The sequence below is a fragment of the Candidatus Paceibacterota bacterium genome (assembly GCA_035546035.1).
GTDB lineage: Bacteria > Patescibacteriota > Minisyncoccia > Phycocordibacterales > UBA6065 > UBA6065.
Genome location: DASZXC010000001.1, coordinates 54,924 through 75,736, shown reverse-complemented (window position 1 = coordinate 75,736; position 20,813 = coordinate 54,924). Strand labels below are relative to the sequence as shown.

The 20,813-nt window shown below is 55.7% G+C and carries 22 protein-coding genes and 1 tRNA gene; 22 read left to right on the top strand and 1 reads right to left on the bottom strand.

The features are described from left to right. Nucleotides 1–4 precede the first annotated feature (4 nt). The 15 genes from VHE10_00370 (at nt 5) to mltG (ending at nt 14,347) form a co-directional block, all read left to right on the top strand. Complete coding sequence (locus tag VHE10_00370; protein HVU06243.1) at nt 5–1,906, top strand: glycosyltransferase; 1,902 nt, start codon at nt 5–7, stop codon at nt 1,904–1,906. Then, a complete protein-coding gene (locus VHE10_00365; protein HVU06242.1) occupies nt 1,903–2,529 on the top strand; it encodes a phosphatase PAP2-related protein in 627 nt (208 codons plus the stop codon). The genes VHE10_00370 and VHE10_00365 overlap by 4 nt, the downstream gene beginning before the upstream one ends. Next, nucleotides 2,520–2,590 (top strand) — tRNA-Ala (locus VHE10_00360). Before VHE10_00365 ends, VHE10_00360 begins: the two co-directional genes overlap by 10 nt. Nucleotides 2,591–2,661: 71 nt before the next feature. Beyond that, nucleotides 2,662–3,060, top strand: coding sequence for a hypothetical protein (locus VHE10_00355; protein HVU06241.1), 399 nt, complete (start codon nt 2,662–2,664; stop codon nt 3,058–3,060). A 69-nt stretch (nt 3,061–3,129) separates the two neighbouring features. After that, nucleotides 3,130–4,383 (top strand): hypothetical protein, encoded by a 1,254-nt coding sequence (locus VHE10_00350; GenBank protein HVU06240.1) that lies wholly within the window; start codon nt 3,130–3,132, stop codon nt 4,381–4,383. Between the two features lie 5 nt (nt 4,384–4,388). Then, a complete protein-coding gene (locus tag VHE10_00345; protein HVU06239.1) occupies nt 4,389–4,616 on the top strand; it encodes a hypothetical protein in 228 nt (75 codons plus the stop codon). Nucleotide 4,617: 1 nt separating this feature from the next. Then, the gene (locus tag VHE10_00340; GenBank protein ID HVU06238.1) at nt 4,618–5,202 is read left to right on the top strand and encodes an NAD(P)H-dependent oxidoreductase; all 585 of its coding nucleotides are present in this window, start codon (nt 4,618–4,620) and stop codon (nt 5,200–5,202) included. Between the two features lie 16 nt (nt 5,203–5,218). Continuing rightward, nucleotides 5,219–6,313, top strand: coding sequence for a redox-regulated ATPase YchF (gene ychF / locus VHE10_00335; protein HVU06237.1), 1,095 nt, complete (start codon nt 5,219–5,221; stop codon nt 6,311–6,313). A gap of 40 nt (nt 6,314–6,353) precedes the next feature. Next, nucleotides 6,354–6,563, top strand: coding sequence for a hypothetical protein (locus VHE10_00330; GenBank protein ID HVU06236.1), 210 nt, complete (start codon nt 6,354–6,356; stop codon nt 6,561–6,563). A 192-nt stretch (nt 6,564–6,755) separates the two neighbouring features. Next, on the top strand, nt 6,756–6,980 hold the full coding sequence (locus VHE10_00325) for a DUF378 domain-containing protein (protein HVU06235.1): 225 nt from the start codon (nt 6,756–6,758) through the stop codon (nt 6,978–6,980). A 59-nt stretch (nt 6,981–7,039) separates the two neighbouring features. Then, nucleotides 7,040–7,993, top strand: coding sequence for a DUF5671 domain-containing protein (locus VHE10_00320; GenBank protein ID HVU06234.1), 954 nt, complete (start codon nt 7,040–7,042; stop codon nt 7,991–7,993). A gap of 3 nt (nt 7,994–7,996) precedes the next feature. Then, nucleotides 7,997–10,837, top strand: coding sequence for a class I tRNA ligase family protein (locus VHE10_00315; GenBank protein HVU06233.1), 2,841 nt, complete (start codon nt 7,997–7,999; stop codon nt 10,835–10,837). An 87-nt stretch (nt 10,838–10,924) separates the two neighbouring features. Beyond that, nucleotides 10,925–11,959 (top strand): sigma factor-like helix-turn-helix DNA-binding protein, encoded by a 1,035-nt coding sequence (locus VHE10_00310; protein HVU06232.1) that lies wholly within the window; start codon nt 10,925–10,927, stop codon nt 11,957–11,959. Between the two features lie 86 nt (nt 11,960–12,045). Beyond that, nucleotides 12,046–13,290, top strand: coding sequence for a hypothetical protein (locus VHE10_00305; GenBank protein HVU06231.1), 1,245 nt, complete (start codon nt 12,046–12,048; stop codon nt 13,288–13,290). 1 nt (nt 13,291) lies between these two features. Further along, entirely contained in the window at nt 13,292–14,347 is a 1,056-nt protein-coding gene (mltG, locus tag VHE10_00300; GenBank protein ID HVU06230.1) for an endolytic transglycosylase MltG, read from the top strand. A gap of 65 nt (nt 14,348–14,412) precedes the next feature. On the opposite strand, the gene VHE10_00295 is transcribed toward mltG, so the two are convergent. Further along, complete coding sequence (locus VHE10_00295; GenBank protein HVU06229.1) at nt 14,413–14,961, bottom strand: hypothetical protein; 549 nt, start codon at nt 14,959–14,961, stop codon at nt 14,413–14,415. A gap of 64 nt (nt 14,962–15,025) precedes the next feature. On the opposite strand from VHE10_00295, the gene mnmA reads away from it, so the two are divergent. The 7 genes from mnmA to VHE10_00260 are packed head-to-tail and all read left to right on the top strand — an operon-like array spanning nt 15,026 to nt 20,800. Then, nucleotides 15,026–16,117, top strand: coding sequence for a tRNA 2-thiouridine(34) synthase MnmA (gene mnmA / locus VHE10_00290; protein HVU06228.1), 1,092 nt, complete (start codon nt 15,026–15,028; stop codon nt 16,115–16,117). Between the two features lie 7 nt (nt 16,118–16,124). Continuing rightward, the gene (locus VHE10_00285; protein ID HVU06227.1) at nt 16,125–16,958 is read left to right on the top strand and encodes an ATP cone domain-containing protein; all 834 of its coding nucleotides are present in this window, start codon (nt 16,125–16,127) and stop codon (nt 16,956–16,958) included. 26 nt (nt 16,959–16,984) lie between these two features. Beyond that, nucleotides 16,985–17,782 carry a PD-(D/E)XK nuclease family protein gene (locus VHE10_00280; GenBank protein ID HVU06226.1) on the top strand — a complete coding sequence of 266 codons (798 nt, stop codon included), beginning with the start codon at nt 16,985–16,987 and terminating at the stop codon, nt 17,780–17,782. Next, complete coding sequence (locus tag VHE10_00275; GenBank protein ID HVU06225.1) at nt 17,754–18,038, top strand: MGMT family protein; 285 nt, start codon at nt 17,754–17,756, stop codon at nt 18,036–18,038. Before VHE10_00280 ends, VHE10_00275 begins: the two co-directional genes overlap by 29 nt. Nucleotides 18,039–18,081: 43 nt before the next feature. Next, nucleotides 18,082–18,345 (top strand): hypothetical protein, encoded by a 264-nt coding sequence (locus VHE10_00270; GenBank protein HVU06224.1) that lies wholly within the window; start codon nt 18,082–18,084, stop codon nt 18,343–18,345. Nucleotides 18,346–18,381: 36 nt separating this feature from the next. Next, nucleotides 18,382–18,975, top strand: a complete 594-nt coding sequence (locus VHE10_00265; protein HVU06223.1) for a uracil-DNA glycosylase — start codon at nt 18,382–18,384, stop codon at nt 18,973–18,975. Nucleotides 18,976–18,991: 16 nt separating this feature from the next. Further along, the gene (locus tag VHE10_00260) at nt 18,992–20,800 is read left to right on the top strand and encodes a M3 family metallopeptidase (GenBank protein HVU06222.1); all 1,809 of its coding nucleotides are present in this window, start codon (nt 18,992–18,994) and stop codon (nt 20,798–20,800) included. Nucleotides 20,801–20,813: the final 13 nt, after the last annotated feature.

Below are 20,813 nucleotides of genomic sequence, written 5' to 3'. Positions count from 1 at the left end.
ATCTATGCGCATACTTTTCTATTCAGACAATTTCTATCCCGAAACGAGCGGCATATCCGACTCGGTCATAGCGGTCGCGCGGGGATTGAAGGCGCTTGGGCACAGCGTCGGTTTCGTCGCCGCCCGATATTCCGATGCCGATTATGCGTCGATAGGAAAGACGCGTGACGAATATCTTGAAAAAGAAGGATTCCAGGTCTGCCGTATCCCGTCGCTTCCGTTCTCTAATTCTGGATCAGGGCAGGGAAGGAATGCCGTACCCTTCGGCTGGAGCCTTCCGTTCGCCCGCCGATTCAAACCCGATGCGATACATTCCCAGTCTCCTTTCGGCGTGGGTTTCGAGGCTCTTTTGGCCTCGCGGCTTCTCCGCGTGCCGCTCGTGGGCACGAATCATACCTTGATACGCGAATTCGTCCGCGTATATGGGCCGATCAGGGCGAAGTGGGCAGAAGATCTGATGGAGAGGTTCTTCGTCTGGTATTACAACCGCTGCCGCTTCGTCTCCGTCGTCGGACCGGAGGTGCTGGAGAGCATGAGAGCCTTCGGATTCAAGAGATCGGCTGACGTCATCGCCAATCCGCTGTCGCTTTCGACCTTCGCGCCCGCGACGGCAGGGGAAAAGGCGGGATTGAGAAAGGAGTTCAACCTTGTCGGGCCGACGGTCATATCTGCAGGCCGCGTCGCCCCTGAAAAGAGATTGGACGTCGTCCTGCGCGCGTTCGCCGAACTGAAAAAGACCATGCAGTATGCCGAGCTCGTGATCGCGGGCAACGGGCCCGTCGAAAAAGAGATGCGCTCATACGCCGAAGCCCTGGGCGTAGGCGAGAGCGTCATATTCACCGGCTTTCTCTCCCATGACGAATTGGCTCGATGGTACAAAGCGTCTGATGCGTTCGTCGTCATGTGCCCGATCGAGACGCAGTGCCTCGCATTGATGCAGGCATTCGCATCGGGCATTCCCGCCGTCGGCGCCAAAGCGGGAGCCGTGGGCGACCATATCAAGCCCGAATTCGGCTCGACCGTTCCCGACGGCGATCACGTCGCTTTGGCCAGGTCTCTAGAGAAGGTGTTGGGCGACCAGACGGCCGCAAGAGAGATGGGGAGCGCGGCCCGCGAATATGTAAAGAAGTTCTCCGAAGATTCCCTCGGCCGCGCATGGGTCGAAGCCTATGCCGTCGCCGCCCGAAAATATATCAAGATGCCGAAAGTATCCGTCGTCATCCCTGCGCATAACGAGAGGGAGAGCATCGCAGCCACGCTCCGCGCCGTCTCCGTCCAAGACTATCCTGACTATGAGGTGATAGTCGTGGATAACGCCTCGACCGACGGCACGGCCGAAGTCGCGGGATCGTTCAACGTGAAAGTCGTCCGCGAGGCGAGGAAAGGCCTCCTCCATGCGCGCGAGCGCGGCCGCCTGTCCGCCCAGGGCGACATCATCGTCCAGATGGACGCCGACTGCCTGCCTGATTCCGGCTGGCTCGCACGCGGCGTATCCCATTTCGCGGATCTTTCCGTCACAGGAGTCACGGGTCCGTACGATTACTATGACGGCGGCCCTCTGCTCCGGTTCGTATCCCTCGTGTCTCAAAAATACGTGTACAAGGGCATGAGCCGCTTCCTCCAGCTCTTTGACAAAGGCGCGGTCCTGATCGGCGGTAACAGCTTCATTCGCGCCTCGGCTCTGGAAAAAGCGGGCGGATATGATACGTCGATCGCATTCTATGGCGAAGATACCGATACGGCTAAAAGGGTGGCGAGGCAGGGCAGGGTTGCATTCGATTCCAAGCTCGTCCAAAAGACCTCGGCCCGCCGTTTCAAGGCCGAGGGCGCGATGAAGATCTCCGCTCTCTACCTTTTCCATTTCTTTAGGGTAATCTTAATGGGCGGCAGGAAGAAAAAAGCATGATCGGACTCGAATTCATCCGCTCGTTCAAAGACAAGGCGTATACCAGACGCTTCCTCTTGGCGTGGCTTCTCCTCCTGGTCGCCCTCGTCGTCAATTATTGCGCGGGCATATACGCGGATAGAGTAGCGAGCAACTCGGTGACGGATATCATCCTCGATAACGTGCCTGTCGTGGACGTCGACGGCATATTCATCTATGGCGGCTATGCCCTGATCGCCTGCATCGTCCTGGCAGGGCTTCAGAAGCCGAACCGCGGGCCGTTCATCGTCAAGACCATCGCCCTCTTTTACGTTACCCGCGCCATCTTCGCGAGCCTCACCCATATCGCGCCGTTTCCGTCCCATATCATCATAGACCCGACCGGATTCAGCAGGTTCTTCAATTTCGACGGCCAGCTTTTCTTTTCGGGCCATACCGGCCTGCCGTTCCTGATGGCTCTCGTATTCTGGGATAACAAGAGGGTCCGCATAAGCTTCATGGTGCTCTCGGGCGTATTCGCCGTCGTCGTGCTCATCGGGCACCTTCATTATTCAATCGACGTCTTCTCGGCATTCTTCATAACCTATGCTATATATGGTATCGCCGAGCAGATTTTCAGGAAGGACAGAGAATTGGGCCTATAGTATATCGGTAATACGCATCCATGGCATGGATGAGTGCGGGGTTCGATTCCCCGTAGGTCCACAGAAGGCCCGGCGCACGCGCGTGCGCCGGGCCTTTATTTCTGGTATATATGGACCTAGATCCATTACCCCATGAATGTCCTTCGAATCCTCCTCATCGGCGCGGTATCCGTATTCGCGCCTTCGTATCTTCGGGCACAGGCCGTCATTGCGTGGCAGCCGCCGCGGGAGATCGCTCCCCAGCATGCTCTCTCGCTCCGGCTCGAGCGCGAGCTCGAAGCATACTTCCAGAAAGAAGACATCGCCGCCAAAGACAGGGCTTCCGTCGGCATCCCGTTCCTTCGGGACACCTTCGCCATGAAAGACGGCAGGCCCGACTTTCGCTGGCATCTCGACGGCGAGAAGAGCATCTCTATCCGTTCCTCGAAGCTCGTATACAGATACGAGCCGAAGCGATGGCCGAAGACCTTCGGCGGCCTCGTCGGGGAGGCGATCGTCGCCCCTCTCCGGATCCTCTTCGCTCCGAGATGACGGTTGTCTCAAAGCCCCGCGCACATACGTGCGCGGGGCTTTTTCCATGCTTTCCTGTATACTTTTTTCATGGACAAGCCTTTCGTCTTCGTATTGTTCGGCGCCACGGGGGATCTTGCGGTCAAAAAGATATTTCCGGCGCTCCAGGCCCTTTGCCGCGAAGGCGCTCTGGGCGGCGATCCGCGCATCATCGCGACGGGAAGGCGGGATTGGAACGACGAGGGTTTTGCCTCTTTCCTCCGGCAGGGCGGAACGTTCGACGACGGATTCGTTTCGAAGGTCTCTTACGTCAAGATCGACGTCGATGCGGGAACGGGGTACGCGGAGCTCGCCGACAAGATCGCGGGAAATGCCGAAGGGGCCATCTTCTATTCATCGCTCGCTCCGAATTTCCACGCTCCGGTCGCGCAAGGGCTTCACGATGTCGGCCTTATATCGCGCGGAAGGGGCAAGCTCCTCATAGAGAAGCCTTTCGGCACGGATGAAAAGAGCGCCAAGTCCTTGGATCGCGTCCTCGAAGGATTTCTCGATGAAGGTCAGATCTTTCGCGTAGACCATTATCTCGGCAAAGACACACTTCGGGCAGTTATGGATCTTCACGAGAGCACGCCGGAGCTTGCACGCCTCATTTCGAACGAGAGCGTCGAATCGATCCGCGTAGCCTTGTTCGAGGAAAAGGGGATCGACGGCCGCGGGGCGTCATATGACGGTATGGGAGCGTTCCGTGACGTGGGACAGAACCATATCCTCGAAGCATTGGCGGTCATTGCGGCAGAGCCGAGCGTCCGTGCCGCATCGTGGCAGTCTGCGAGAGCAAAAGCTCTGAAACGCCTCGCGCCCCCTGCCAAGACATGCGAGCTTTCCCGCCGCGGCCAGTACGAGGGATATGGGAATGAGAAGGGCGTGGATCCGGGCTCAGAAACCGAAACCGCTTTCGAAGTCGTGACCTGTTTCCGTTCGGGAAAGCTGAAGGGAGTGCCTGTTACGCTCGTTTCCGGAAAGCGGATGCCGTCTTCAGGCTCGTTCGCCGAGATATCGTTCAAGGAAATATCCGGCATTCCTCGAAAGATGGTCTTTAGGATCCAGCCGGAGCAGGAGATCGTCATAGAGAGCTGCGACGGAAGCAGGGAGTCGTTCGACATACCTAGAACCCGCGATGCGTACGGAAACGTCATTCTCGCCGCTACCCGCGGCACAGAGAGAGCCTTTGCTGGCTCCGACGAAGTCCGCGCCCTCTGGGCATATGCCGACCGCGTCGTGGCATGCTGGAACAAGGTCCCGCTCGAGCGATATGGCCCGGGCAAGCCTTTTTTGGTAGAGTAACGACTATGCTCAAACGATTTTTGATGAAGCAAGCCATGAAGTCCCAGCTAAAAGGCGTGCCTGAAGCCGATCAGGAAGCGCTCCTCGACCTCGTCGAAAAGAATCCGGCATTCTTCGAGAGCCTCGCGAAAGAATTGCAGGAAGGCCTCAAATCGGGCAAAGACCAACAGACGGTCATGATGGAGCTCATGGGAAAGCACCGCGACGAGCTCGGAAAGCTCATACAGAAATAATATGCGCTCAAAGAGAGTATTCATTTTCATAGGCAATCCTGACCACGATTCTTTTTCGACGGCACTTGCCGAATCGTATGCCAAGGGCGCGCAGTCGGCGGGGCACGAAGTCCGAATCATGCATATCGCGGACATGAGATTCGACCCGATCCTCCATAGGGGATACAAGGTCATACAGCAGTTCGAGCCCGACCTCGTGCGATTCCAGGAGAACGTCAAATGGTCGGAGCATTTCGTATCGGTATTCCCGATTTGGTGGTCTGACATCCCCGCTCTCATGAAGGGTCTCGTAGACCGCGTCTGGATGCCGGGCTTCGCGTTCAATTTCAGGAAAGGCCTGGTGCCGGGCTGGTATCGCCGATTGAAGGGGCGTTCGGCGCGCGTCATCGTCACGTCGGATACGCATCCCCTTATCCTCTGGGCATTGTTCGGTGGCAATATAAACAGCTGGGTCCGCGGCGTCCTCCGATTCTCCGGCTTCGCTCCGGTGAGGAAGACCTGGTTCTCAGGCATGAAGAAGATGCCGCTTGAAAAGTCGCAGAGGCTCCTTTCGGTCGTCGAGAAGCTTGGCAGGAAGGCAAAATAGTATAAGGTAAAGCCCTATGTCCCTCTCTATCGGCATCGTCGGGCTTCCGAACGTCGGCAAATCGACGCTTTTCAACGCTCTCACCAAGAAGAGCGTCCTTGTCGCCAACTATCCGTTCGCCACGATCGACCCGTCGGTCGGCGTCGTCGCCGTGCCCGACGAGCGCCTCTGGAAGCTCTCCGATCTCTCGAAATCCAAGAAGACCGTTCCGGCCGCTGTCGAATTCGTGGATATCGCCGGCCTCGTGAAAGGCGCCGCTCAGGGCGAAGGCCTCGGCAATAAATTCCTCTCGAACATCCGCGAGACCGACGCCATCGCCGAAGTCGTCCGCATATTCGAAGACGACGACATCATCCACGTTGCGAACAAGATAGACCCGCTCCACGACATAGAGGTCATCAATATGGAGCTCATATTCGCCGATCTCGATACCGTGACCAAGCGCATGCAGAACGTCGCCAAGGATGTGAAAGGAAACAAAAAAGAAGCGATCATCGAGATGAGATTGCTCGAGCGCCTTAAACCCGCTCTTGAAGAGGGTAGGCTCGCATCGTCCGTTATGCCTGACGAGTTCGAAACGCCGCTCTACAAGCAGCTCCATCTTCTGACGTCGAAGAAGATCCTCTATGTGTTGAATAAGAAGTCGGGCGGTAAAAACTTGGACGAGATGAGAGACGAGCGCTTTATCAAATTAATCGATTTCATCCAGAAGAGCGGGGCAGGGTACGTCGTCGTAGACGCCGGAATCGAGCACGACCTCAAAGACATGACCGAAGCCGAGAAGGCCGAGATGCGCCAGGGCCTCGGGGCAGACAACGGTATCGACGCGCTTATCAAAAAATCGTACGAGCTCCTCGGCCTTATCACCTATTTCACGACGGGCGAAGACGAGACTCGCGGCTGGACCATACAAAAAGGCTGGAATGCGCCGACCGCCGCGGGCGTCATTCATACCGACTTCATCGCCAAATTCGTCCGCGCGCAGGTCATCGAATGGGACAAATTGCTCGCCGCAGGCTCCTATGCCGCTGCGCGCGAAAAAGGGCAGGTCAGGACCGAAGGCAAAGACTATATCGTGAAGGACGGAGACGTCATAGAATTCATGGTCTAGGCAGATCTATGCTAGGCTGACTCTAGAAAGGAGGTGCTTTATGGCACTTGGAGTATCGGGTACCGGCCCGTATGGACAGATCAGGAGCCTCCGACAAGAGATCGCCGATTGTAGATACGAGCTATCTCTCGTCGCTCAAGGCATGCGACGAGAGCTCGGGGCCGCACGGCTCAAAGAGATCATCGCCGTGAATCGATCCAAGATCAGACAGATCAAGGATACAGAAAAAGCGAAAAAGAAAAGCCTCTAACCCCATCTTCTTGTCAAAAAGGATATGGGGCTTAGCTTTATAGGCCGTCGGTCCTCTAAGATTCATGGTTTAGGGCGCGGGAACGGAGGACGAGACTCTGTGCATAACTCTATCGCGCCAAACTCTTGCCAAGTTGATATAATTGATGAGTAAAAGTCGCAGCGGATTTTTATCAACATATCTTTTGAGACCATGAAAGCACTTCACATGATCGCCTTCATCCTCGTCGTCGTCGGCGCCGTAAACTGGGGCTTGACCGCGCTCGGATGGAACCTCGTGAACATGATCCTCGGCAGCTGGCCTGCCGTTGAGAAGATCGTCTACATACTTGTAGGCCTCTCCGGCCTTCTCGTCCTCTTCACCCACAAGAAGGACTGCAAGGCATGCATGTCGTCGTCGGCTCCTGCGACGATGTAGCGAAAAAGCCAGGCTCTGCAGCCTGGCTTTTTCATGCCCGGTTCATTATCATTGAGCATATGCCAAACAAAACCACAGCCAAGGATTTCTTCATATATCTCGCGAGCTTCGCGGGTCTCTATGTGAGCGTCGTATCGCTCGTCAGCCTCCTCTTCGCCATCATCAACCGCGCGTTCCCGGATATGCTCAATTCCTATTATTACGCGACTGATTTCTATTCCGGCCCGATCCGCGCGGCAATCGCATGCCTTCTCATCGTATTCCCGCTCTATCTCGTCATCGCGTCTTATATAGACAAGTACGTCCGCGCTAATCCTGAGAAGAAGGACATCGCGGTGAGGAAGTGGCTTACATATCTGACGCTCTTCATCACGGGCGTTGCGGTTGTCATAGATCTGGTCGTTCTCGTGAACACGTTCCTCGGAGGCGAGATCACGTCGCGCTTCATCTGGAAGATCGTCTCCGTGCTCGTGGTTTCCGGGGCGGTCTTCAGCTATTACTTTTATGACCTCAAGAAGACCTTCGCCGCCGACGCTCCGAAGAAGACGCTTCTCATCATATCCCTGGCGTCGCTCCTCGTCTTCGGATCTCTCGTGACCGGCTTCGTGCTCGTCGGCTCGCCGATGCAGGCTCGTGCCGCGCGCTTCGACGAAAGGCGCGTGAACGACCTCACGTCGATCCAGTGGCAGATCGTCAATTACTGGCAGCAGAAGGGAGCGTTGCCGACCGATATCGCGAGCCTCAACGACCCGATATCGAGCTTCATGGTCCCTGTCGACCCTGAAACGGGCACGGCATACGGATATCAGAAGACCGGCGCGGTGTCGTTCAAGGTCTGCGCCGACTTCAACCTTAAATCCGGCGCCGCGAGCATAAATAAATACGCGGCCGATTACGGCATGTCGGCCGCGGCTTCCGGCTCTAATAACTGGGCGCACGGCATGGGCACGGCCTGTTTCGACCGAAACATCGATCCCGACCTCTATCCGGTGAGGGCGAAGGGCGCTATCTAGCAGATGAAAAAGTACGATCACTCGAAAATAGAGAAGAAGTGGCAGAAAGAGTGGGAGAAGCGGGGCATATACGAGGCGGACGATAAGAGCGCGAAGAAGAAATTCTATCCTCTCGTCGAATTTCCGTTCCCGTCGGGTTCTGGCCTCCATACCGGCCATATCAGGAGCTACACCGCGATGGATATCGTCGCGAGGAAGCGCCGCATGCAGGGCGAGAACGTCTTGTATCCCATAGGCTGGGACGCTTTCGGACTGCCTACGGAAAACTACGCCATCAAGACCGGCCGCCAGCCGAAGGATGTGACGGAAGAGAATACCGATAACTTCCGAAGGCAGCTCAAATCCCTCGGCCTATCGTTCGATTGGTCGCGCGAAGTGAATACGAGCGATCCGGCGTATTTCCGCTGGACCCAGTGGATATTCATAGAGATGTATAAAAAGGGCCTCGCATACAAAGCCAAGACCGAGATCAACTGGTGTCCCAAGGACAAGATCGGACTGGCGAACGAGGAAGTCGTGAACGGCTGCTGCGAGCGCTGCGGTACTCCGGTGGAGAAGCGCGTCAAAGAGCAATGGATGCTCGCTATCACTAAATACGCCGACAGGCTCTATGACGACCTCGGCAAAGTAGATTATCTGGAGAAGATAAAGATCCAGCAGAGGAATTGGATCGGCCGGAGCGAAGGCGCGGAGCTTGATTTCGCAGTCAAAGGCGCGAATGAAAAAGTCCGCGTGTTTACGACCCGTCCCGACACGCTCTTCGGCGTGACATACCTCGTTCTGGCGCCGGAGCATGAGCTTGTTTCCAGGCTTTCATATAAAAACAAGACGGAAGTCGAAAGATACGTTTCGGCTGCCAAGAAAATGGACGAGATCGCCCGCACCGACGCCCAGAAAGAAAAGACCGGCGTAAAGCTCGATGGTGTTGTGGCGATAAATCCGGCGAATGGCGAAGAGATTCCCGTATTCATTTCCGATTACGTGCTCGCGACGTATGGAACTGGCGCGGTCATGGCCGTACCTGCCCACGACGAGCGCGACCATGCGTTCGCCAAGAAGTTCGGATTGCCGATCCGTCGCGTCATCGAGCCTGCATTCAAAGGTCTCTCCGGCGAAGGAGCGATTAGGCCCGATTTGCCGTTCGTAAAGCGCGACGCGGTTTGTATCGTCGTGCGAAATCCGGAGGACGGCACGTACCTCTGCAATAGCTGGAAGGGAATCCATATGCACGGCCTCTTCACAGGCGGCGTGGAAAAAGGCGAAGACCTCGTCGAAGCGGCCCGCCGCGAGGTCCTCGAAGAGACTGGCTACAAAAACCTAAAGCACATGAGGACGTCGGATATAAAGATAAACACGTTCTTCTATCACCGCGTCAAAAAGCAAAATCGCCACGCTCATTTCAGTTTCGTATTCTTCGATCTGGAGAATGACGAACGCGCGGCCGTCGATGAAAGAGAGTCTGCTCTCCACGAGGTCGTCTGGAAGAAGAGAAACGAGCTCAAGAATTTCTTCACCGTATTCGAGGGCGATTTCATCTTGAATATCCTTGATAACGATGACTATGTCTATGCCGATGACGGTATCCTTTTCAATTCCAATGATTTCGATGACATGGAATCCGTTGAAGCCCGCAAGAAGATCACTGAAGCCGTGGGCGGCGCTTGGGTCGTGAAGTACAAGCTCCGCGACTGGATATTCTCGCGCCAGCGCTACTGGGGCGAGCCTATACCGATGATCCATTGCGAATCGTGCGGCTGGGTTCCCGTTCCTGAAAAAGACTTGCCCGTCGAATTGCCCAAGGTGAAAAAATACGAGCCGACCGATACGGGCGAATCTCCGCTTTCCGTCATTACGGACTGGGTGAGCGTCACATGCCCGAAATGCAAAGGCCCTGCGCGCCGAGAGACCGATACAATGCCAAATTGGGCAGGTTCTTCTTGGTACTATCTCCGCTATATAGATCCGAAGAATAAAGAAGCATTCGCCGCGCAGGACAAGATCGCGTATTGGGCGCCCGTAGATTGGTATAACGGCGGCATGGAGCACACGACGCTGCATCTCTTGTATTCGCGCTTCTGGCATAAATTCCTTTTCGACATCGGGGCGGTAAATACGGACGAGCCGTACATGAAGCGCACGTCGCACGGCCTCATACTCGCCGAAGGAGGCGTCAAAATGTCCAAATCGCTCGGTAACGTCGTCAATCCTGACGACCTCGTGGCGACCTATGGCGCCGATTCGCTCCGCCTCTATGAGATGTTCATGGGGCCCTTCGATCAGGCCATCGCGTGGGACACCAAGAGCATCATCGGACCGCGCCGATTCGTCGAAAGAGCATACGCTCTCGCCGAAAAAATAACCAAGGGCGCGAAGGTTTCAAGGGAAGCCGAGACGCTCCTCCATAAGACCGTTAAAAAGGTCTCTACCGATATCGAAGCCATGGGATTCAACACGGCCGTCTCGTCCCTCATGATCCTCTTGAATGCGCTTGAAAAAGAGCCGGCCCTTTCGGCTGACGATTTCGGCATATTCGTCAGGCTCCTTGCTCCGTTCGCTCCCCATGTCGCCGATGAATTATGGGCGGATCTCGGCAATAGAAAATTGGTCAATGTCGCGCCGTGGCCTGTCGCCGACGAATCAAAGATCGCCGACGAATCGGCGAAGATCGTCGTCCAGGTGAATGGCAAGGTGCGCGGTGATTTCGTTGCGCCGCGCGGCGCCGAAAAGGCCGCGCTCGAAAAGGCCGCTCTCGCTCTCGACGACGTGAAGAAATGGGTAGGGGACAAGAAGCCGGAGAAGGTGATCGTCGTTCAGGACAAGCTTGTGTCGATCGTCGTTAAGTAGGATCGGCGAGGGGCTCTTGACAGGCCCATTGACAGCGCCTTAATCTTGACTTACTATCAAACCAATGATACAAACAAAGTAACGATTATGACCACGAGCCTCACCCTCAAGCCAAAGCAGGTCGTCAAAGCGCTCCTCAAGAGCCTCCCTGACCGCGCCCAGGAGGTCATCGTGAAGCGCTACGGCCTCGGCAAGGACGCCAAGAAGATGACGCTCGAGGCCATAGGCAAGACATACGGCATCACCCGCGAGCGTGTCCGGCAGATCGAGAACTACGCTATCTCGAACATCCAGAAATCGAAGGAATACGAAGCCCAGGCCGCGGCTTTCAAGGAGCTCGAAGGCATGATGCGGGAATTGGGCGGCGTCATGGCCGAAGAGGACCTTCTCGATTCTGTTTCCAAGGACGCCTCTATCCAGAACCATATATATTTCCTCCTCGTGCTCGGCCGCGCGTTCAAGTGGCAGAAAGAGGACGACCATTTCAAGCACCGATGGCATGTAGACGAGGATACTTCGAAGAAAGTCGAAGATGCCCTCAAGAAGCTCTACAAGAACCTCAAAGATGACGACATCATCCCCGAATCGGAGATGATCGACACCTTCCTCAACCACATCGAAGGTCTCAACGACCAGTACCGGAACGAAGAGATCCTCAAGCGATGGCTTTCTCTCTCTAAAAAGGTGGGCAAGAACCCTCTCGGCGAATGGGGCGTATCTCACTCTCCGAACATCAAGGCAAAGGGCATGCGCGATTACGCGTTTCTCGTGATCAGGAAGCACGGCTCGCCGATTCACTTTCGCGAGGTGGCGAAGCAGATCGAAAAGATGTTCGACAAGAAGGCTCATGTCGCGACCACTCACAACGAGCTTATCAAGGACCCTCGCTTCGTCCTCGTCGGCCGCGGGCTCTACGCGCTCTCTGAATGGGGCTATATGTCGGGTGTGGTGAAGGATGTCATCAAGAAGATCATAGACAAGAACGGTCCCCTCACTAAAAAAGAGATCGTCGAGAAGGTCATGAAGGAGCGGTACGTGAAGGAGAATACGATCCTTGTGAATCTCCAGAACCCGAAGTATTTCAAGAAGGATAAGGAGGGCAGGTATTCAGCGGTAGCTTAGGGCACAAAAGACAGCTTTTGAGAAAGGGCTCTCCGCGCGCGACGCGGACTTTTCGAGGAAGCTGTCTTTTCTGTTATAATCCAGAGGTGACTATCTATCAGTCCCTTCTCGATTTTACGCTTCAGACCGCTCTTCCGGAGACGTTCCGATGGGTTGCGTATTTCGCCGTCTTCTGGGTGCCTGCGCTCCTCATCGAATACGCCTGGAATGTCTGGGTCGCCTATGTGCGTCTCGCCTGGGTGCTCAAGCAGAAGAAGACCGTGCTCGAGATCAAGCTTCCGCAGGAGACGTACAAGTCTCCTGCCGCTATGGAGCTCGTGTTGAATTCCCTCATCCAGACCGGCGGCGAGGGAACGGTCATCGAGCGATATTGGGAAGGCAAGGCTCGTCCGTGGTGCTCGCTCGAGCTCTGCTCGATAGACGGGGAGATCAGGTTCTTTATCTGGTGCTTCGACGGCCAGAAGAATTTCCTCGTGGCCAATATATACGCCTCGTATCCCGACGTCGCCATCCATGAGGTCGAGGATTATACCGAAAAGGTCGCCCTCAATCTCGACAAATACGACATATACTGCTGCGAATACAAGGCGACCAAGCCTGATCCGTACCCGATAAAGACGTACGTGGATTACGGCCTCTCAGACGATCCGAAAGAGGAGTTTAAGGTCGATCCTCTCGCGGCCCTCATCGAAGTCATGGCTTCGATCAAAAAAGAAGACCAGGTGTGGTTCCAGTTCATCGCCCGGGCGCACGTGGCCGAGAAGAACCATTTCAACAAGCGGCAGCCTGATCCGTGGATCGTCGCGGCGAAAGAAGAGATCGCCAAGATCGCCAAGGACGTCACCGAAGAGAAGGACGGCAAGAAGGTCGTGCATATGGAGCGCCTCACCGAATCCCAGAAGGAGGCGGTCAAGGCGATCGAGCGGTCGATCGGCAAATACGGCCTCGACGTCGGCGTGCGCGGCATAAACGTCATCCCGAAAGGCCGCGGCGGCCTGTCCGTAGGCATCATCAAAGGCTCGTTCCGCCCGTTCGGGTCGAACAACCTGAACGGACTCATGCCGATGGCCGCTGAATTCCCGTATCCATGGCAGGACAAGGACGGGAAAAAGCTCGCGGAATGGAAAAAGGGCATATTCGACATGTATTGCGCGCGATCGTTCTTTCATCCGCCGTATACGGGCGCCGAATTCCCGAAACAGAAGCCGATGATCCTTAACACCGAAGAGCTTGCCACTCTCTATCATTTCCCCGGAAGCGCGGTCAAGACGCCGGGCCTCCATCGCATACCGTCGAAGCGCGCGGACGCTCCTCACAATCTTCCCGTATAGCATGGATTCAGGATCGCTTAAATACATCCCGGAGCCTCCGCGCGAGGAGCTTCTCCCGGCTCCCGAGCGACGCTTCTCCCGGAATGTGTCTCGAAAGAACCTCGTCATTGCCGGAGCTCTTTTTGTTATCATCCTGACGCTCGGATACCATCGATTCCTTGCGCCGACTTCCGGTATTCAGGCCGAAGCCGTGACCGATGCAACCGTCACGATATCCCGCGGGGAAAGCCTTTCGGGAACGGCCGAGATATTGGGAAAGAGGGGAGCGATACGCTCTGAATTCGCATTTAAATCCCTCGTCGTGCTTTTCGGCGGGTCGAAGGGTATACAAGCAGGCGATTATTATTTCTCCCGTCCCGAGAACGCCGTATGGATCGCCTGGAGGCTCACGCACAGCGTCTCTGAATTCGTCAATATCCGCGTGACCGTGCCGGAAGGGCTCAATTCCAAAGAGATCGCCGACATCTTCGCGGCCGAAAAGAGATTCATCAGATTCGATAGGTCCGATTTCATGAAGATCGCCGCCGGGCACGAAGGGCATCTCTTTCCCGACACGTATTTCCTTATGCCGAACGTGACGGCGCAAGATATCGTCGACGCCATGCTCGCGAATTACCAGGACCGCATCAAGACGCTCGACGAAGACATGCAGGCGTTCGGCAGGCCTGCCGCTGACGTCATAAAGATGGCTTCCATCATCGAGGAAGAAGCGAGAACGGCCGAGACGCGCAGGACGATCGCCGGTATCCTCTGGAAGCGCCTCGATGAAGGGATGCCTCTGCAGGTGGATTCTGCGTTCGCGTTTGTGAACGGCGAGAAGGACAGCCGCGACCTTTCGGCCGCCGACCTTGCCATCGAATCTCCGTATAACACCTATATACACAAAGGCCTGCCGCCGACGGCCATCGCCAATCCTGGTCTCGACGCTATCTATGCGACTATCCACCCGATAGCGACGAAATATTATTTCTATCTCTCCGATGACCAGGGCAACATGCACTATGCGGTCACCCTCGACGAGCACGTCCTGAACAAGGCGAAGTATCTGGATTTTTAGTTTTGGATAGGGAGCCGCATAAAAAAGCCGCGCGATGACGCGCGGCTCGCATCCGGCATATACGATCAGCAGGCTTTTCCTTTCACTGCTTCGAGGAGGACGCTCTTGAGGACGAACCTGCCGTCGAAGAAGAGGAGAAGGTCGTTCCATTCCGGGCTTTCCTTGCAGGAAAGGAGGAGGCGCCAGGATTCGCAGCTGAATCCCGAATCGATGCGGTTCACCGGTCCGGAATACGCGGCGAGCCTCGTGAGCATGAGCGCCGTGATGAGGTCCGAGCAGTCGATCCGAAGGCTCACGACGGGCTTCTGCAGGATCGTCTTCTGCATGATGTCCCGCCAGAACATGCTCCGGACGAGCGATCCGTCAGGCCTGATCCAGAATTCGCCGCAGAGATTCTGGTTATAGGCTTTCTCCATCGATCGCTTGATATGCTCCGGCGAGGTCTTGGTAGGATCCTTTTTCTCATCCTCGCCGCCATAAAGCTCGAACGTGACCTTGAACGGCGCGAGGGCCGGCGGATCGCCGACGATGACCTTGCTTGGTTCGGGAATCGGCTCTCCGACCGTTCGGAATCCCGGTCGGCCGTGCTCTATCGGTAAACATCTGACACTCATGAGGCGTAGCCTTTCTTTTATTGTTTAGGTTGAAGAACGTTTCGATTAATGGTACTTATGAGGCATGGTTAGTCAACCAAGCGCGCCAAAAAGAAGGGTTTTCGTCGGCATGTCAGGCGGCGTGGATTCGTCGGTATCCGCCGCCCTGTTAAAAGAGCGCGGCTTTGACGTGACGGGCGTTTTCATCAAAGTCTGGCAGCCCGACTGGATGGAATGTTCCTGGCGCGAAGACCGCCTCGACGCCATGCGCGTATGCGCGCATCTCGGCATCCCGTTCGTGACGCTCGATCTGGAAAAAGAATATAAAAAGGAAGTCGTGGACCACATGATCTTCGAATATCGGGCGGGAAGGACGCCGAATCCCGATATCATGTGCAATCGTCACGTGAAATTCGGCGGATTCTTCGACTGGGCGATGAGACAGCGCGCCGCAGGCGAAGATGTCTGGGTTGCGACGGGGCATTATGTGCAGGTTCGTCTCGCGGAAGGCGAGGAAAACCGCTACGAACTCGTCGCCGGAAAGGACCAGGGCAAAGATCAGTCGTATTTTCTGTGGACTCTGACGCGCCGCGAGCTATCAAAGGCCCTTTTTCCCGTCGGCGGCATGGAAAAATCGGAGACGCGCCGTCTCGCGCGTAGATTTGGCCTGCCTGTAGCGGAAAAAAGGGACAGCCAGGGCCTCTGCTTCATAGGAAAAGTCGATATCAAGGAATTCCTCTCACATTACATCGCGCCGAAGCGCGGGAACGTTATCGACGAGAAGGAATGTGTCATCGGTTCGCACGATGGCGCGATGTTCCTGACCCTCGGCGAACGCCACGGATTCAGCGTCGTGACGACGACTCCGAATGACGAGCCGTATTATGTCATCGCCCGCGATCTTGCAAAAAATATCGTTACCGTCTCTCACCGATCGCCCTCGGGCGCTTTGCCCATTGAGAAAGGAGAATTCGCGCTCGGCTCTATCAATTGGATCTCGGTTAGACCCGAAGCGGGGAAGAAGTACGCAGCCCGCATCCGCCATCTCGGCGAACGCATGCCCTGCAGGGTCCAAGGCTCGAAGATCATATTCGAAGCGCCTCTTATCGTCGCTTCCGGCCAATCTATCGTCGTCTATGAAAACGATGTCTGTCTCGGCGGCGGCATAGTGCTATAATCAGGGCATGTCCCCCCTTTTGATCGTTAAAGCAACGGGAGAACAGGAGGCTTTCGACCCGGCCAAGCTCGTCAACTCTCTCCGCAAGGCCGGCGCGTCGAAAGACCAGGCTGAAAACGTGCTCCGCCACGTCGAGCGCGACCTCGTCGCCGGGACGACCACGGCAGAGCTCTACCGCCATGCGTTCGAAATGCTCCGCAAACATGCCCAGCCGGTCGCCGCGCGATATTCCATGAAGCGCGCCATCGCCGACCTCGGCCCGAACGGCTTCCCGTTCGAGAAATTCATCGCCGAGATATTCAAATCAGAAGGGTACGAAGCCCTCACCGATCAGATCGTCTATGGCTCGTGCGTTCCGCACGAAGTGGACGTCGTCGCGTGGAAGGGAAAGGGGCTCGCCATGGTCGAAGCGAAATTCCATAACGAATACGGCGTCAAATCCGATCTGAAGGTAGCGCTCTATGTGAAGGCGCGCTGGGACGACCTCAAGGACGGCGAATACGATTTCGGCGGCGTGAAGCGTAAGATATCTTCGTTCCAGCTCTTCACTAATACCAAATTCACCGATACGGCCATCCACTACGCTGAATGCAAGGGGCTGTCGCTCGTCGGCTGGAATTATCCGGCTAAAGGTAATCTCGAAGACCTCATCCAGGAATCAGGCTTGCATCCGCTCACGTCTCTGACGAGCCTATCCCAGACCGAAAAGCGGACGCTTCTGGATGCGGGCATGGTGCTCTGCAAGCAGGTAGCGGCCCACGGCGGCAATCTGGTAAGCTATGGCATCCCGCGGGAAAAGGTGAAGCAGGTCCTGCTCGAGATCGAGCATCTGTGCGCGTAAGATTTTCTAAAGAATTTCCAAGCAAGATGGCCGAATACGTCAAAAAACTGCAGATACGGAGCAAAGACTGGAACTACGGAGGGCCGAAGTGGAAGCTTTCGCGTTCGAAGCTGGACCTTTTCATGGAATGCCCGCTCTGTTTCTACCTAGACAACAAGCTCGGCGTGTCGCGCCCGCGCGGGCCGTCGTTCACGCTGAACATCGCCGTCGACGAGCTCCTTAAAAAAGAATTCGATATACATCGCGCCGGCAAGACGGCGCATCCGCTCATGGAAAGATACGGCGTGAAGGCCGTTCCGTTCGCTCACAAGGACCTGGAAGACTGGCGAACGAATTTCACCGGCATCCAGTACGGAGACCCGAATTCGGGACTGACGATCAGCGGCGCGATCGACGACGTCTGGATCAATCCGAAAGAGGAGCTCATTGTCGTGGACTACAAAGCGACGTCTAAGGACGGAAAGATAGAGACGCTCTCTGATTCCGGCTGGGACCGCCAGTACAAGCGGCAGATGGAGGTATACCAATGGCTTCTCCGCCGCAAGGGATTCAAGGTCTCCGACACGGGCTACTTCGTATACGTGAACGGCCGCAAGGACAAAAAAGCCTTCGACGCGAAGCTCGAATTCGACGTCACGCTCATCGAGCACGTCGGCGACGATTCTTGGGTCGAGGATGCTATCATGAAGGCCAAGAAGTGCCTCGACGCCGAGAAGCTGCCATCGCCGTCCTCCAATTGCGAGCACTGCATGTACCGAAAATTCGCCCGTGACGTCCAACTTAAATTAAAAAACGATGATAACAAATCAGACAGGCTCCTTTAAGGAGCGGGTGGAGAAGGTCGTTCGCGACATACCGAAGGGCAAGACGCTTTCGTATAAAGAAGTCGCCTTGCGTGCCGGTAATCCCAACGCGGCCCGCGCCGTGGGCATGATCATGGCGAACAATGCCGACACGTCGGTCCCGTGCCACCGCGTCGTGCGATCCGACGGCAAGATCGGCGGATATAACGGCATTCGAGGCGGCGCGAAAGGCTCCGAAGCCAAGGCCGCCTTGCTCCGCGCGGAAGGTGTATACTAGAAAGAGACGGAAACCCTACACCTCAACCCCAACCCCTCGATCTATGGAAAACCTAGCGTCTCCTCAGGCGCGGCTCCGTATGGGCCTGGCCGAATGCATGAAGAGGCTCGCGAACGCGAATATCACGAGCCATGTACGGCAAGAGCTCGAGATCATGAGAGACAATATACTGCAGACGCTGCAGGCCTTGTCTCCCGAACATATCGAAGAAGCGCGCCGGGACCTCGGGCATGAACCGACGAAGCAAGAGCTCATTCTCCACTTCGTCGATCATCATGCCAAAGATTTCCTGCACACCCCGAGCTAGGGTGTGCAGTTTTCTTTCTCCGTTTATACTAATCCTATGTCCAATACCGACGAGCTCCGCAAGATCCGCGACGATGTCGTGAGCCTCAAAAAGTCGCCGCTCTATGCATATCGCACCCAGAACAAATATTTCCCCGTGATAGGCGAGGGGAGCCACGAGGCGCACCTCATGTTCGTCGGCGAGGCTCCCGGCGAGAATGAAGCGAAGACAGCCAAGCCTTTCTGCGGCAGGTCGGGCAAGCTCCTCGACGAATTGCTCGCGTCTATCGGCATGGACCGCGCCAAAGTCTATGTCACCAATCTGGTGAAAGACCGCCCGCCGGGCAATCGCGACCCTGAACCCGCAGAGATCGCTCTCTACGGGCCGTTCCTCGAGCGGCAGATCGAAATAATGAAGCCCCGCGTCATCGCGACGCTCGGCCGCCATTCTATGAAATATATATTCGAGAGATACGGCCTCGGCTCCGTCCTGCAGAGCGTCTCGAAAATCCACGGCATGGAGTTCAAGGGCACGGCATCATACGGCGAAGTGACCGTCGTGGCCTTGTACCATCCCGCGGTCGCGCTCTATAACGGCGGGATGAAAGGCCAGCTCCTCGAAGATTTCAAAGTCCTTAAGAAATACATATAACCTGGCACAGACGCTTATGAACGAATTCCTGAAATATTTGAACGAGACCTATGCCAAGCTTCATACGGCATACGAAGAGGCTTTTTGGAGATTCCATATGGGCGACCATGCGATGAACGCGAAAATGCTCGACGCCCAGGCGGCACGCGATGCGTTCAGGGCAAACGCCGGCCTCGCTAAAAAGACCGGCGCATATCTCGCCAAGGCGAAAGGCCCGACCCGCGCGGCTTTAATGGAATGGAAGCGATTCTTCAGCCTCTATCAGACGCCGGCGAAGCTCGCGCCTCTCCGCAAGGAGATCGCCGAGATCGAAGCGAAGATCCACAAGATCCAGACCACGAGGACCGAAGGCTATACTGATCCGAAGACGGGGGCGTTCGTCGAAGCGTCGAGTAATAAGATGGGAAGTATCATCTCGACCAATCCCGACGAGGCCGTCCGAAAGGCGTGCTTCGATGCGATCCAAAAATTGCCGCTCACGACGCTCGATCTCTATGTGGAATTAGTCGCAAAGCGCAATCGGTTCGCGCGCGAGCTCGGCTATGGCGATTTCTATGCCTACAAGCTCAAGCAAGACGAGGATATGACGATGAAGGAGCTCTTTTCTATATTCGACTCTATATATAAGAAGACGAAATATGCGTTCAAGAGTATCCGCGAGCTCGAAAAGGCCATGCCCGGCCTCCGAAAGCCCTGGAACATGAATCACATGATGGCCGGCAGTTTCATCAAGGAAGAAGATCCGTATTTCGGCTTCGAAGAGGCTCTCATGTACTGGGGCAGGACGTTTCAAGGCCTCGGCGTCGATTTCGCGGGCGGCGAGATACGTCTCGATCTCCTCGATCGCAAAGGAAAATACAATAACGGCTTCTGCCATTGGCCGAAGCTGGTCGGGTATGAGGGTTCAAAGCGCGTTCCGGGTCGGAGCGATTTCACCTGCAATGCCATACCGGGGCAGATCGGCTCAGGCATCGAAGGCCTGCATACGCTTTTTCATGAAGGCGGCCATGCGGCGCATCTCTTGAATTCGACCGAACGGCAGGTCTGCATAAATACCGAATATCCGCCGCAGTCGGTTTCATGGGCAGAGACTCAGAGCATGTTCATGGATTCGATATCGTCATCCGTCGAATGGAAGATGCGCTATGCCCGTACCAAGGACGGCAAAGCCTATCCGTTCGATCTTTACGAGCGGAAGATTCGCAAAGTCTATCCTCTGATGCCGCTCGGCCTTATGAGCATCATGTTCGTCTCTGAATATGAAAAGCGTGTATATGAGGCGAAAAACCCGACCAGGGATTTCGTCCTCAAGACAGCCCGCGACATGTTCCGAAAATATTTCGATCGCGCCGAAGATTCGATCATGGCGCTCAATATCCCCCATATATATTCATGGGAAAGTTCCGCCTACTATCACGGCTATGCATTGGCCGAGCTCGGCGTATTCCAGTGGCGCGAATACTTTTTCAAGAAATACGGATACATCGTGGATAACCCGAACGTCGGAAAGGAGATGAAAAAAGTCTGGAAGTTCGCCGCAAAATATCCGTCAAAGAGATTCATCAAAATGGCGACGGGCAAGGCGTTCAGCCCCGCCGCGTTCCTTCATGAGGTGACGCGCCCGCTCGATACGGTCGTCGCCGAGGCGCGACGCAAGATCGAACGCCTCGAATCGGTGCCGAAGCAGAAAGGGAGGATAGGCCTCGACGCTAAGATATCTCTCGTCCACGGCAAAAAGAAAGTCGCCGACAATTCCAAAGGATTCGAAGCGATGGACGCTAAATACCGCGCATGGCTGCGTTCGTTGAATGATAAGGCCGAATAATGCTAGATTAGCC

Excerpts from the sequence above, each read along its gene's own strand:
- VHE10_00370 (HVU06243.1), top strand. The coding sequence starts at position 5 with ATGCGCATACTTTTCTATTCAGACAATTTCTATCCCGAAACGAGCGGC.
- VHE10_00365 (HVU06242.1), top strand. The coding sequence starts at position 1,903 with ATGATCGGACTCGAATTCATCCGCTCGTTCAAAGACAAGGCGTATACC.
- VHE10_00355 (HVU06241.1), top strand. The coding sequence starts at position 2,662 with ATGAATGTCCTTCGAATCCTCCTCATCGGCGCGGTATCCGTATTCGCG.
- VHE10_00350 (HVU06240.1), top strand. The coding sequence starts at position 3,130 with ATGGACAAGCCTTTCGTCTTCGTATTGTTCGGCGCCACGGGGGATCTT.
- VHE10_00345 (HVU06239.1), top strand. The coding sequence starts at position 4,389 with ATGCTCAAACGATTTTTGATGAAGCAAGCCATGAAGTCCCAGCTAAAA.
- VHE10_00340 (HVU06238.1), top strand. The coding sequence starts at position 4,618 with ATGCGCTCAAAGAGAGTATTCATTTTCATAGGCAATCCTGACCACGAT.
- ychF (HVU06237.1), top strand. The coding sequence starts at position 5,219 with ATGTCCCTCTCTATCGGCATCGTCGGGCTTCCGAACGTCGGCAAATCG.
- VHE10_00330 (HVU06236.1), top strand. The coding sequence starts at position 6,354 with ATGGCACTTGGAGTATCGGGTACCGGCCCGTATGGACAGATCAGGAGC.
- VHE10_00325 (HVU06235.1), top strand. The coding sequence starts at position 6,756 with ATGAAAGCACTTCACATGATCGCCTTCATCCTCGTCGTCGTCGGCGCC.
- VHE10_00320 (HVU06234.1), top strand. The coding sequence starts at position 7,040 with ATGCCAAACAAAACCACAGCCAAGGATTTCTTCATATATCTCGCGAGC.
- VHE10_00315 (HVU06233.1), top strand. The coding sequence starts at position 7,997 with ATGAAAAAGTACGATCACTCGAAAATAGAGAAGAAGTGGCAGAAAGAG.
- VHE10_00310 (HVU06232.1), top strand. The coding sequence starts at position 10,925 with ATGACCACGAGCCTCACCCTCAAGCCAAAGCAGGTCGTCAAAGCGCTC.
- mltG (HVU06230.1), top strand. The coding sequence starts at position 13,292 with ATGGATTCAGGATCGCTTAAATACATCCCGGAGCCTCCGCGCGAGGAG.
- VHE10_00295 (HVU06229.1), bottom strand. The coding sequence starts at position 14,961 with ATGAGTGTCAGATGTTTACCGATAGAGCACGGCCGACCGGGATTCCGA.
- mnmA (HVU06228.1), top strand. The coding sequence starts at position 15,026 with ATGGTTAGTCAACCAAGCGCGCCAAAAAGAAGGGTTTTCGTCGGCATG.
- VHE10_00285 (HVU06227.1), top strand. The coding sequence starts at position 16,125 with ATGTCCCCCCTTTTGATCGTTAAAGCAACGGGAGAACAGGAGGCTTTC.
- VHE10_00280 (HVU06226.1), top strand. The coding sequence starts at position 16,985 with ATGGCCGAATACGTCAAAAAACTGCAGATACGGAGCAAAGACTGGAAC.
- VHE10_00275 (HVU06225.1), top strand. The coding sequence starts at position 17,754 with ATGATAACAAATCAGACAGGCTCCTTTAAGGAGCGGGTGGAGAAGGTC.
- VHE10_00270 (HVU06224.1), top strand. The coding sequence starts at position 18,082 with ATGGAAAACCTAGCGTCTCCTCAGGCGCGGCTCCGTATGGGCCTGGCC.
- VHE10_00265 (HVU06223.1), top strand. The coding sequence starts at position 18,382 with ATGTCCAATACCGACGAGCTCCGCAAGATCCGCGACGATGTCGTGAGC.
- VHE10_00260 (HVU06222.1), top strand. The coding sequence starts at position 18,992 with ATGAACGAATTCCTGAAATATTTGAACGAGACCTATGCCAAGCTTCAT.